We start from the raw sequence: 12,121 nt of genomic DNA, 5'->3' as shown, positions 1-12,121 counted from the left end.
TATTTTCGCAAGATTTCCCTTCATAAATAGCGTTATAATAATATTTCTTATTAGAATTGTAAGTTAAAATGTTTTTGTGTTAAACTGTTTCTAGACTGTTTTTAAAAGGAGAAGTCAAACAAATGTCATTTACATTTATAATTGGTGCCATAGTGGCATACTTACTTGGTTCGATTCCATCTGGATTATGGGTTGGGCAGTATTTCTTTAAAAAAGATATTCGCCAATATGGGAGTGGAAATTTAGGATCAACAAATGCGTTTCGAGTTTTAGGAAAAAAAGCGGGTTCCCTAGTATTATTCTGTGATATCTTTAAAGGATTCTTAGCGATGATTCTTGCTTTAACTATATTTAAGCAACCTGATATTTCTCCATTGTGGATTGCCTCATTCGCGGTTATTGGTCATACTTTTCCCATTTTTGCTTCATTCAAAGGAGGAAAAGCGGTTGCTACTTTTGCTGGAATGATTTTAGCTTACCAACCATTATTACTTTTATATGGACTTATTATTTTCTTAGTACTACTTGCAATTACACGAATGGTTAGTCTTACTGCTATGGTAACTATCACTTTAGGAGTATTCCTTTCACTACTATTTAATGATTGGACACTAACACTTTTTGCACTTGCAATAGATATTTTTATCATTTACCGACACCGTTCTAATATTCAAAGAATTTTAAACGGAACAGAAAATAAAGTTCCAATGCCTTGGGAACAAAAAAATAAAGACACTAAGTAAGTACTTAGTGTCTTTTCGTTTACTCGAAAATAAAACTGGCTGTAGATTGATAAGGTGTCTTGTTTGTAATTTTCAAGACATTCTTTTTTTCTTCTAAATTTTGCGTAAAATCATTCGCCAAGTCTGGATATCCATCCCAAGGTTCAAAACAAACAAAAGGAGAATCATCTGGCATAGTCCATACTCCTAACGCGCCAATCCCATTTAAAAGTACGGTTACGCTTTTATTCCCTTTTTGAGAGTACAACTTTCCTTTGAAATGAGGGGAATTTGATTTAAATAATAATACATCATTCGTAAATAAATCATGGTGTAATCGAAATTCTTTTTCTGGATACGAAACCCCTTCAAGTGAAGCAAGATATGGAATCTCTAATTCAAGTTTATGAATCGAACTTTCCGAATCTAATTGGATTCGATAATCTTCAAACGACAATCCTTCTTCCAACGGTACTCTAAATGCAGGATGACCACCAATTGCAAAGTACATTTCAGGACTTTGAGTAGTAACGAAATAACTCATATCTAATTGACGACCATTTAAAGTGTATTTTAGACGCAATTGAAAATCGAAAGGATAGTTTTCCTCGATCATCTCATTCGTGAGTAAAAAAGTGGCAAAATCACTTCCATTATCCTCTAACTTAAATGCATAGTCACGAGCAAAACCATGTTTTCTAGCTTCGTAATCATTCCCTTTGTAGGAAAAAGAGTTATTTCGAATAGCACCAATATTCGGAAATAAAATTGGAGATTGTTTATTCCAATGAATCCCATCTGGTTGATACATATATTCCGTATGAGTCTCTTTATCAAATACAGAAGTTAGTTCTGCCCCAAAAATTTTTACTCTGACTTTTAAAAATTTATTTTCTAAAGAAATGTTATCCATGTAATCGCCTCTAAATTATGAATGTTTTAATTCAGTTAATAAGGATTTTTTGATATTTTGATTTTTTATTTTTATATAGGTTCCTTTAGTTCCTAGGCTGCGACTTTCAATAATTCCTGCTGATTCAAGTTTACGAATAGCATTTACAATTACTGTACGAGTAATATTATATTCTTTCGCAATTTTTAAAGCAGTGAATCTTAAATCCATACCATCAAACAATTGGATAATCACTTTAATGGCTTCTAATTCACTATAAGATAACGAACTAAGAGCTAAATGAACATTTTGTTGTTCTCTCTTTTCTTGCTCAATCTTTCTTGTATACCAGTGCAACATTTCTGTTCCAATTACTGTTCCTGCGTGTTCAGCCAAAATAAGATCGTCGGTTGAAAAAGGTTCCTCATCCTTCCCCATTACTACAAAGCCTAGTTGAATTCCTGAAGCAAAAATTGGAATAATGGTGGTCATTGCATTCTTGAAATTATCATGTAATTCAACCGGAAAAATCGTTAGTTCATCCGTTACAGGTATATTTTCCTTCGTGAATTTTAAAGATGTTAATCCGTCCATATAAAAATCCGGAAATTGTCTACTATTTTTATACTCTTTCATACGATCGTTATTTACTTGAAATTCATCATGAATTCCTAACAATCTTCCATCGCTTGATGCGATATATAAATCAACTTTCAAAAGAGTTCCCAAAATTTCTGTTAGTTTATTAAATGGTAAATCCGCTGTTTCAGAATCTCTCCAAATATTATCATACTGGACAATTTCATTAATCTTCCTTAAATCAGCTAAAACTTTACGCATGAGTATATTCTCCTTTTTTATAAAATGTATTTAGTTAAATCTTGATCCTCTCGAATCGCATTTAATTTACTTTCTACATATTGTTCAGTTATTTGGATGCTTCCCATTTGCATCGTTGGTGCTTCGAACAATAATTCTTCTAATACAGTTTCTAAAATAGTGTGAAGACGGCGAGCACCAATATTTTCCATTGTACTATTCACTTCGAAAGCAATCTCAGCCAATTTTGAAACAGCTTCTTTTGTGAAAACGACTTCCACATTTTCAGTAGCAAGTAATGCCTTATACTGTTTTAATAATGCGTTTTTAGGTTCCATTAAAATGCGTTCAAAATCTTCTTTTGATAAATCTTGTAATTCAACCCGAATCGGGAATCGCCCTTGTAGCTCGGGCATTAAATCACTTGGTTTAGCCACATGGAACGCCCCAGAAGCGATAAACAGAATATGGTCTGTATTAATCACACCGTACTTCGTATTCACTTGACTACCCTCAACAATTGGTAATATATCTCTTTGTACTCCTTCTCTTGAAACTTCCCCACCGTTTTGACCTTTGGCAGCAATCTTATCAATTTCATCGATAAAGATAATTCCTGATGTTTCAGCTAGTTTTAAAGCTTCTGCATGCATATCTTCCTGATTGATAAGGTTATTTGCTTCTTCCTCCGTTAATAGTTCTAACGCTTCTTTAACAGTGACTGTACGGCTAATTTTCTTCTTAGGAGTCATCTGGTCAAGAACGGATTGAATTTGCATCATTTGTTCCATTTGGTTACCAGATCCCGCCATCCGCATTGGTTTCTCTGTTAATTCAATCGTTACTTCTTTTGAATCAAGTACTCCATTTCTTAATTGTTGCTCAATATCACGACGACTTTGAGCAATTTCTTCTGTAACTTCTTCCTTCATTTCAGGTTCTAATCCAGGGTTTTGAATGCCCATTTGTTGGAACATATTGAAGAGAGAATCTTGTTGTGGGTTCGAAACTTTCTTCATGATTCCAGGTTTTAAAATCTTCGCAAGCTTTTTAACAGCCTTATCAAAAGCTTGTAGTTTTACTTCTTCTTGTTTTAGTTTAGTTACAATTTGAATCGCATTCTCCACCAAATCACGAACCATCGATTCTACATCACGTCCGACATAACCCACTTCGGTAAATTTTGTCGCTTCGACTTTTGCAAATGGTGCATCAACTAATTTAGCAAGACGACGAGCCAATTCGGTTTTACCAACCCCAGTAGGACCAATCATCAATAAATTTTTAGGAGTGACTTCCTTTTTCATTTCTTCATCTAATAATAGACGACGGTAACGATTACGAAGAGCCACCGCTAACGCTCGTTTTGCATCCTGTTGCCCAACGATGAATTGATCTAATTCAGATACAACTTCTCTAGGTGTTTTACTAATATTTGCTTGCATACTTCCACTTCCTTACGCCAACGTTTCAGTAATGATATTATCATTTGTAAAAATATCAATCTCTGAAGCGATTTTTAAACTTTCACGAGCAATATCTTCTGCTGTTAAATTCGAATCCCCAAATCTTAGGAGACCTCTAGCAGCTGATAAAGCGTAGTTTCCACCAGAACCAATTGTTAGAATACCATCATCTGGTTCAATGACTTCTCCTGTCCCTGAAACAAGTAACACTTGTTCTTTATTCATTACGATTAACATCGCTTCTAATTTTTGTAAACCACGGTCACTTCTCCATTGTTTCGCCATTTCAATAGCTGCACGTTGTAAGTTCCCTTTGAATTGTTTAAGTTTATCTTCAAACATTTCTTCTAAAGTAATTGCATCTGCTACACCACCAGCAAATCCCACAAGTACTTGATTGTCAAAAATACGACGGATTTTACGAGCGGTCCCCTTCATTATCACTTTTTCACCCATTGTCACTTGACCGTCACCAGCCATAGCAACTTGGTTATCTTTTTTTACTGCACAAATTGTAGTCATGATTTTCCTCCGTTATTCTTATTAAAGGCACTAGCGTCAAATTCGTTCTTCCCAGCTTTAGACCTTGGAAAATATAATTGGTAATTTTGTTGAAGAGCTTCTTTTGTCACATGTGTATATATTTGAGTCGAACTGAGACTCACATGCCCTAAAAGTTCCTGAACGGTTCGCATATCCGCACCATTATTCAACAAATGCGTTGCAAACGTATGTCTTAGCATATGTGGATGAATCTTTAATGTTAGTCCACTTTCTTGAATTAGTTTTTCTAAAATATAACGAACTCCATTAGTCGTCAGTGGATCACCTAAATGATTCACAAACACGAAAAAATGCTCCTTCCTTTCTTTAGCCATAAGATCCTTTCGTCCTTCTTCAAGATAAGTTTCTAAAGCCGTTCTTGCAAAGTCACCAATCGGAACATAGCGTTCTTTAGAACCTTTACCGATGACGAGGATAATGCTATTATCCAGGTCTAATTGCTCAAGAGTTAAATTCGTTAACTCACTGACACGCATACCTGTAGCATATAATACTTCGACTAGAGCTTTATTACGTTGGTCTAAAGACTGATTTCCATCAATAGAATTGATAAATTTTTCAATTTCATCTTCATAAAAAAACTCTGGAAGAAGCATTTTACCCTTTTTATAACTGACTGACGCAAAAGGATTTGATTCTACTGCTTTTCGTTCTACCAAAAAATGATAAAAAGAACGTAAACTTGAAAGGAACCGAGAAATACTTGAACGATTATAGTTTTCACGATGTAAAACTCCTAAATAGATTCGAACATCAACGACAGATACATCGTTCCATGACGTAATTGGAACTTCTGTTAAGTAATCGCAGAAATGTTGAATATCACGCTCATACGCATGAATCGTCTCTGGTGAATAACGCCGTTCAACTTTTATATACGCTAAGAAATCTTGCATTTCATTCTTCATCATCTTCCTCCTATCGTTAACTTTATCACAGTAAGCACTTTCTTACAACCGAATTGTCAAAATTATTAAGACAATTAATACATATTTAATAAACTCTGCGTCATAGTCAATGCACTAACATAATTTCACGCACATAAAGAGAGCACCCAGATTTCTCCAAGTGCTCTTTCCTTTATTTTTGAACTTCCTCTTTATAATCGCAATTACTACACACAATTTGTTTTCCACCGCGACCTTTTTTCTCAACTAAGTAGTGTTCACATTTTGGACAATTACGTCCTACTGGTTTATCCCATGAAACGAATTCACATTCAGGATAACGATCACAACCATAGAAGATACGATTTTTCTTCGACTTACGTTCAATCACTTTCCCTTTGCCACAAGTTGGACATGTAATCCCAATATCTTTAACAATGGCTTGTGTATGATGACATTCTGGGAAATTGCTACATGCGTAGAATTTACCAAAGCGACCTAATTTAATCACCATCGGATGGCCGCATTTTTCACAGTTGAATCCAGCTGGTTCATCTTTAATCTGAACTTTCTCGATTTCTACTTCCGCTTTATCCACTTCAACCTTGAATGGTTGGTAAAACTTATCGATAACTTGTACCCACTCTTCTTTCCCTTCTTCAACAAGGTCGAGATTATCTTCCATTGAAGCAGTAAAATGAGTATCCACAATATTTGGGAAGTATTGTTCGATAATTTGATGAACAACATATCCAAGTTCCGTTGGTTCAAAACGTTTAGAAACTAATTTAACGTAGTAACGTTTTTGGATTGTTTCGATTGTTGGTGCATACGTTGATGGACGACCAACACCAATTTCTTCTAATGTTTTAATTAACGTAGCTTCAGAATAACGTGCAGGCGGTTGTGTGAAATGTTGTTCTGGATTTAGTTTTGCTAATTGAACTTCATCCCCAACTTGCATTTCTGGAAGCACGTTTCCTTTTTTCGCTTCTGCATTATCTTGATATACCTTTTGATACCCAGCAAACTTAATTGTAGATCCATTTGCCTTAAACACATGATTGTTTTGTTCTAAATCTACTTGTACAGTATCATAAACTGCTGCAGTCATTTGACTAGCAACAAATCGAGACCAAATTAAGGTGTACAATTTCAATTGATCTTTTGTTAAATAACTTGCGATTGAATCCGGTGTACGTATAACAGATGAAGGACGAATTGCTTCGTGAGCATCTTGAGCGCCTTCAGCATTCTTTACAGTGCGTTTAGTTGCAAGACAGTAATCTTTACCAAACTCTTTCTCAATGAACTCAGAAGCCTCATTTTGGGCAGATGCTGAAATTCGAGTTGAGTCTGTACGCATATACGTAATCAAACCAACTGAACCACTACGACCAAGAGATACCCCTTCATAAAGTTGTTGAGCTACCATCATTGTTTTTCGCGTTCTGAAGTTTAAGCGGTTTGACGCATCTTGTTGCAAGCTACTTGTTGTAAATGGAGCTGCAGGATTGCGTCTACGTTCTTTCTTCGTTACTTTAGTAACTTTGAATGGTTTCTTCTCAGAAAGTTCGTTCATAACTGATTTAACAGTCGCTTCTTTATCTAAAGACGCTTTCTCAGCAGTTGTACCATAATAATTTGCTACAAAAGCTTTCTTTTCTTTTTTGAATTGTCCTTCAAGAGTCCAGTATTCTTCTGGAACGAATGCTTTAATTTCGTTTTCGCGATCAATAATTAATTTTACCGCGATACTTTGAACACGACCAGCACTCAATCCTTTTTTCACTTTCTTCCATAAAATAGGAGATAAAGTGTAACCCACAAGGCGGTCTAAAATACGACGTGCTTGTTGCGCATCAACTAAATCCATGTCAATCATTCTAGGATTCTTAAATGCTTCTTTAATTGCATCTTTTGTAATCTCATTAAACTCCACACGAATAGGTTTGTTTAAATCAAGTCCTAATAAATGCGCTAAATGCCAAGAAATAGCTTCTCCTTCTCTATCCGGGTCACTTGCAAGATAAACTGCATCTGCTTTGGCTGCTTCCTTTTTAAGAGACTTAATTAAATCGCCCTTCCCTCGAATCGAAATATAATGAGGTTCATAATTATTTTCAATATCTACACCCATTTTGCTCTTAGGTAAATCTCTTAAGTGACCTTTACTTGCGACCACTTTAAAATTTTTCCCCAAATAGCGTTCAATGGTTTTAGCTTTTGTAGGAGACTCTACAATCACTAAGTTTTGCTTCACCATTAAATGGCTCCTTCCATCATTACTCTGTCTAATATTAAAATATCAGGCAAAAAGCCTGTATTTAGCGAGATTGTTTAAATTGTCTTTTGTCATCATATCTAAACACATTCTTTTTGTCAAGGCAACAAATTATCTCTTATAGTTTTTTTATGGAAAGTAATGTAGATTTTTATCAATAGTTTCAGCGCTAGAAACTAAACAAGCTCCAGCTTCAATTAGTTGATTAGTTCCTTTTGAATGTGATGAAAAAATACTTCCAGGAATAGCAAATACCTCTCTATTTTCACTCAAGGCAATATTAGCAGTAATTAGACTTCCACTTCTCTCATTAGCTTCTACTACACAAACTCCATGGCTTAACCCTGCTATGATGCGATTTCGGTAAGGAAAATGAAACTTCAAAGGTCGACTTCCTAAAGGATATTCAGAAATAATAAGACCTTTTTCCCCTATTTCTTTATAGAGATTAGCATTTTCAGGTGGATATACAACATCTAATCCACTTCCTATAACCGCTATCGTTTTTCCATCATCCTTCAAACATTCAAGGTGTGCTAAAGAATCGACCCCCTTGGCTAAACCGCTAATAATTCCGATTTTTTTCTGCACTAAATCCTGTACAATAGTTTTCGTACATTGTTTTGCATAGTTTGAATGTTCTCTAGAACCTACCAAAGCGACTAAACGTTCATTTAACAAAGACCATTCTCCTTTATAGAAAAGAACAATTGGAGGTAAATAAATTTCTTTTAACCGTCTTGGATATTCGGCATCCAAAATGGTCAATACTTTTACTTTTTCTACCTTCATTTTTTCAAAAGAAGCTAACCAATCAAATGTCTCTAACCATTTAGAAGTTTCTTCGGGCAAGCTGAATTTTACATCCCCTAAAACAAATGGATGAATTAAAGAAACATCATCATTCAATTTTTGAAATAACTCATAAAACTGTTTACTATTTAATTTTTCACTAATCGCTATTCCAATTAATAGTTTTCTTTTTGTTAATAACATAAATAAACTCCTTCCGGTAAATAGTTTTCAAAACTATTTACGAGAAAGAGTTTATTTTTGGAACTTTATTGTTGATATTCTTTTACAGGTGCAAATGTCATACGATGTATTGGCGTCGGACCTAATTTCTCAAGACCTTCTATGTGTGCTTTCGTACCATATCCTGCATTTTGTGCAAATCCATATCCTGGATACAGTTGTTCGTAATCCTTCATCATTTGGTCCCTTACCTCTTTAGCAACAATACTTGCCGCGGCTATCGAGATGCTCTTCGCGTCCCCTTTAATAATGCCTTCTTGTGGAATTCCTGTATCCAATCTCATCGCATCAATTAATAAATAATCTGGCTGTTCAGGCAACAATTCAATCGCTCGTTTCATCGCCACTTTACTAGCTTCATAAATATTAATTTTATCAATCGTGAATGCATCGACAATACCGATACCAATCGCAACAGCTTGCTCTTTAATCATTTCGAAGATTTCTTCGCGTCTTTTCGCGCTCAACTTCTTAGAATCATCGAGACCAATATCTTCCATACCTTCAGGAAGAATGACAGCAGCTGCTACCACTGGACCGGCAAGTGGGCCGCGACCCACTTCATCAATTCCTGCAATCATTCGATAGCCTTTTTGTTGGGCTGCACGTTCAAAGCTTTGCATTTCCTCAAAGTGTGCAGCACGTTCTGCTTTTTTGGCGAAATGACGTTCAAACTTTGCGATTAAATCTTGAACTCCTTTACGATCGTCACTTCTAAGTTCTGTTAAACGTTCATCCGACAACGTTTGAATTTTTTCAAGAATCAATTTAATTTCTTTGATGGAACGTTTTTCCATTATGCTTCCTCCGTTAACGACACAGGCGCTTGGTCTAATGTATAACGACCCAGTTTTCCTGAACGAATATCAAACACGATTCGTTCACTTGCCTTTTCATAATCTTCTTTAAAGCCTAAATTCTTTGTAATTAACATTAATAAATCAACATTTGAAAGTTCTAAATCGCTATCTATTAAACGATAAGCTTTCTTTAAATACTCTGGATAATCTAATTTAAACTGACTAAGAGCAAAAAGTGCAATATCATCCATGTGAAGGAGTGCATCTTTAATCGCACCCGTAAGTGCTAGTTTATTCCCAACTTCTTCACTTTCAAACTTTGGCCATAAAATACCTGGAGTATCCAGTAATTCAAAATCATTTCCGATTTTTAACCAGCGTTGTCCCTTTGTAACACCAGGACGATTTGCTGTTTCAGCTTGATTTTTATTAATCATACGGTTGATAAAGGTTGATTTTCCTACGTTAGGAATTCCGAGAACCATTAAACGAATCGGTCTAGGACGAATACCTTTTTCCAGATTCTTTTCAAAGACTGGCGCCATTAATTCCTTAATGGCCGCTTTAACCTGTTTTATCCCTTTGCCATCTTTAGCTTCTGTTGTAAGAACTTTAATTCCTTGGCTAGTAAAATAATCATTCCAACGTTTTGTTTGAGATGGATCTGCCAAATCAACTTTATTTAATAAGATTAATTGCTTCTTCTGTCCTTTAATTTCTTCGATAATAGGATTGCGACTTGATTCTGGAATACGAGCATCCACCATTTCAATCACGACATCGACTAATTTCAATTTTTCAGTTGCTTCCCTGCGCGCTTTGGCCATATGCCCCGGGAACCATTGGATTGTTGCCATACGTTTCGAATCCTTTCTATATTACATTCACAAAAACATTCTTATAGAACCAACGAACATTATACCATGTTTTAATCCTTTTTTCCGTTCTCTTCCTTATTCTTTATAATAAAAAAATCTCAGTACAGTAGCAATTATTCATTGCTGATGTACTGAGATAGCAGTTGTTTGCTATGAAAAAATTACTTCTAATCAATTACTTCATAAATACTTTCTGTATTCCAACGAATTTTTGGTTTAATGTCTTCATCTCTATAACCAAACGCGCACATTACTGATACTCCAAATTCTGATGTATCCAAAACTCCTTTTTCTTCTAAATAAGCTTCAACTTTAGCTTTATCATATCCTTCAATTGGACAAGAATCCATTCCCATCAAAACTGCTGCATTCATCATATTCGCCATTTGGATATACGTTTGTTTACTTGCCCAGTCAAAGAGTGATCGTTCATCGTTTAGCTGTGCATCATTTTCTTGGAAGCTCTTGATTCGATGCGCATATGCAGAATCCGGGTCATAACGTCTATGTCTTACCTCTTGCATTATTTTTTCAATATAAGGTGTTTCATAGTTTAATCCTTTACGAGCTAGATAAATCACAAAATGACTTGCTCCATCGAGCATTGAAACAGCGCCCCATGCCATTGATTTTAAATCTTGTTTCATTCCTTCATTGTTTAGTAAAAGCAATTTCCAAGGTTCAAACCCCAATGAAGAAGGTGCTAATCGTCCTACTTCGACAAGGGCTGCCCAATCTTCATCAGAAATACGACGTGTTGGGTCAAACTTTTTAGTAGCATAACGTTGATGTTGCAACGCAATAATTTCTTCTCTATTCATAATAGTAAACTCCTTTATCTTGATTATTACGAAAACTTCAACTAACAAATGATTAACTCATATAAATTAAGTTTATCAGCCAATAAACAAAATAGCAATTCACTCACAAATAATTCTTTTTAATCAATAATAGATATAAAAATAAGACTGGAGTAGTCCAGTCTCACTATAACTATTGCGGATTATTTTCAGAAGATTTAAATTTGACCTTTTTAATTTTAAAGTCAATATGTCTTTCTCTGATGGTTGATTCGATATCATCAATTAGGATTCTCTTATCATTCTCTATTTGAATATTGATTTCGTACTTTCCTCCAATATCCTTAACATCCACATTTGCGATTTGATATTGTTTTAAATTACAGTATTCATAAATATCGTGAACAAGAGAAATATCTCCTACAGTTCCATTAATACTTGCCTGATAAATCTGCTGCTGTTTTGTAAAATCATGTGTTAACCATTGAATTAACATAACAAAGATACTACAAACAATACCAAAGAACCAAAATCCTCCACCAATGGCCATTCCAATCCCTGAAGTAGCCCAAATACCAGCAGCTGTTGTTAAACCACTTATTTTTTTATCCCTCATGAAAATGATACCACCACCAATGAAGGAAATCCCACTTACAATTTGAGCAGCCACACGTGAAGTATCGTAATCTGGAGTGTCCAGAAAAGCTTCTTTAGAAATAATCATCATTAAGGCAGAAGTAAGACAAACAATCACGTGTGTCTTTACTCCGGCTTGTTTATTCCTTGCTTTTCTTTCATAACCAATTAATAAACCACAAATACAAGCCAAAATAATTGATGTAAAATGTCGTAATTCAAGCATTGCATCAAATGAACGTATAAACACTTGATCCATATCTTTCCTCCCTAAAAACGTGTATTCCTATTTTACGTTTGTTTAATAAGAAAGTCAAATTTTATGAAATCGTTTACTG

General features: G+C 35.0%; 12 protein-coding genes. 1 reads left to right on the top strand and 11 read right to left on the bottom strand.

Translation table 11 applies throughout. From position 1 onward, the window contains the following. Window positions 1–122 precede the first annotated feature (122 nt). Entirely contained in the window at window positions 123–743 is a 621-nt protein-coding gene (gene plsY / locus NQ540_RS04870; protein WP_005605448.1) for a glycerol-3-phosphate 1-O-acyltransferase PlsY, read from the top strand. A gap of 19 nt (window positions 744–762) precedes the next feature. Here plsY and NQ540_RS04865 read toward each other — a convergent pair whose 3' ends face one another. The 11 genes from NQ540_RS04865 to NQ540_RS04815 form a co-directional block, all read right to left on the bottom strand. Next, window positions 763–1,635, bottom strand: coding sequence for an aldose epimerase family protein (locus tag NQ540_RS04865; RefSeq protein ID WP_005605447.1), 873 nt, complete (start codon window positions 1,633–1,635; stop codon window positions 763–765). A gap of 15 nt (window positions 1,636–1,650) precedes the next feature. Continuing rightward, on the bottom strand, window positions 1,651–2,454 hold the full coding sequence (gene codY / locus NQ540_RS04860) for a GTP-sensing pleiotropic transcriptional regulator CodY (protein WP_005605445.1): 804 nt from the start codon (window positions 2,452–2,454) through the stop codon (window positions 1,651–1,653). A 17-nt stretch (window positions 2,455–2,471) separates the two neighbouring features. Continuing rightward, window positions 2,472–3,878: an ATP-dependent protease ATPase subunit HslU gene (gene hslU, locus NQ540_RS04855; RefSeq protein ID WP_005605443.1), complete on the bottom strand. Its 1,407-nt coding sequence runs from the start codon at window positions 3,876–3,878 to the stop codon at window positions 2,472–2,474. Window positions 3,879–3,890: 12 nt separating this feature from the next. Further along, window positions 3,891–4,421 carry an HslVU peptidase proteolytic subunit gene (hslV, locus tag NQ540_RS04850; RefSeq protein ID WP_005605441.1) on the bottom strand — a complete coding sequence of 177 codons (531 nt, stop codon included), beginning with the start codon at window positions 4,419–4,421 and terminating at the stop codon, window positions 3,891–3,893. Then, the gene (xerC, locus tag NQ540_RS04845) at window positions 4,418–5,371 is read right to left on the bottom strand and encodes a tyrosine recombinase XerC (protein WP_050755084.1); all 954 of its coding nucleotides are present in this window, start codon (window positions 5,369–5,371) and stop codon (window positions 4,418–4,420) included. Before xerC ends, hslV begins: the two co-directional genes overlap by 4 nt. A 172-nt stretch (window positions 5,372–5,543) precedes the next feature. Further along, window positions 5,544–7,616: a type I DNA topoisomerase gene (gene topA / locus NQ540_RS04840; RefSeq protein WP_005605437.1), complete on the bottom strand. Its 2,073-nt coding sequence runs from the start codon at window positions 7,614–7,616 to the stop codon at window positions 5,544–5,546. 147 nt (window positions 7,617–7,763) lie between these two features. Next, window positions 7,764–8,630, bottom strand: coding sequence for a DNA-processing protein DprA (gene dprA / locus NQ540_RS04835; RefSeq protein ID WP_005605435.1), 867 nt, complete (start codon window positions 8,628–8,630; stop codon window positions 7,764–7,766). Between the two features lie 65 nt (window positions 8,631–8,695). Further along, complete coding sequence (locus tag NQ540_RS04830) at window positions 8,696–9,466, bottom strand: ribonuclease HII (protein WP_005605433.1); 771 nt, start codon at window positions 9,464–9,466, stop codon at window positions 8,696–8,698. Beyond that, on the bottom strand, window positions 9,466–10,326 hold the full coding sequence (gene ylqF / locus NQ540_RS04825) for a ribosome biogenesis GTPase YlqF (RefSeq protein ID WP_005605431.1): 861 nt from the start codon (window positions 10,324–10,326) through the stop codon (window positions 9,466–9,468). The genes NQ540_RS04830 and ylqF overlap by 1 nt, the downstream gene beginning before the upstream one ends. A gap of 188 nt (window positions 10,327–10,514) precedes the next feature. After that, on the bottom strand, window positions 10,515–11,168 hold the full coding sequence (locus NQ540_RS04820) for an NAD(P)H-dependent oxidoreductase (RefSeq protein WP_039848771.1): 654 nt from the start codon (window positions 11,166–11,168) through the stop codon (window positions 10,515–10,517). Between the two features lie 172 nt (window positions 11,169–11,340). Beyond that, window positions 11,341–12,042: an MgtC/SapB family protein gene (locus NQ540_RS04815; protein WP_005605428.1), complete on the bottom strand. Its 702-nt coding sequence runs from the start codon at window positions 12,040–12,042 to the stop codon at window positions 11,341–11,343. Window positions 12,043–12,121 lie beyond the last annotated feature (79 nt).

Origin of the sequence: Granulicatella adiacens ATCC 49175, from assembly GCF_025150565.1 — a bacterium.
Lineage (GTDB): Bacteria > Bacillota > Bacilli > Lactobacillales > Aerococcaceae > Granulicatella > Granulicatella adiacens.
The sequence above is the reverse complement of the archived record's forward strand: the minus strand, read 5'-3'. Positions and strand labels throughout refer to the sequence as shown.

Bases quoted from the DNA above. Each gene is read 5' to 3' on its own strand.
- dprA (WP_005605435.1), bottom strand. From the start codon at position 8,630: ATGTTATTAACAAAAAGAAAACTATTAATTGGAATAGCGATTAGTGAA.
- hslU (WP_005605443.1), bottom strand. From the start codon at position 3,878: ATGCAAGCAAATATTAGTAAAACACCTAGAGAAGTTGTATCTGAATTA.
- NQ540_RS04820 (WP_039848771.1), bottom strand. From the start codon at position 11,168: ATGAATAGAGAAGAAATTATTGCGTTGCAACATCAACGTTATGCTACT.
- plsY (WP_005605448.1), top strand. From the start codon at position 123: ATGTCATTTACATTTATAATTGGTGCCATAGTGGCATACTTACTTGGT.
- codY (WP_005605445.1), bottom strand. From the start codon at position 2,454: ATGCGTAAAGTTTTAGCTGATTTAAGGAAGATTAATGAAATTGTCCAG.
- NQ540_RS04830 (WP_005605433.1), bottom strand. From the start codon at position 9,466: ATGGAAAAACGTTCCATCAAAGAAATTAAATTGATTCTTGAAAAAATT.
- hslV (WP_005605441.1), bottom strand. From the start codon at position 4,421: ATGACTACAATTTGTGCAGTAAAAAAAGATAACCAAGTTGCTATGGCT.
- ylqF (WP_005605431.1), bottom strand. From the start codon at position 10,326: ATGGCAACAATCCAATGGTTCCCGGGGCATATGGCCAAAGCGCGCAGG.
- NQ540_RS04865 (WP_005605447.1), bottom strand. From the start codon at position 1,635: ATGGATAACATTTCTTTAGAAAATAAATTTTTAAAAGTCAGAGTAAAA.
- NQ540_RS04815 (WP_005605428.1), bottom strand. From the start codon at position 12,042: ATGGATCAAGTGTTTATACGTTCATTTGATGCAATGCTTGAATTACGA.
- topA (WP_005605437.1), bottom strand. From the start codon at position 7,616: ATGGTGAAGCAAAACTTAGTGATTGTAGAGTCTCCTACAAAAGCTAAA.
- xerC (WP_050755084.1), bottom strand. From the start codon at position 5,371: ATGAAGAATGAAATGCAAGATTTCTTAGCGTATATAAAAGTTGAACGG.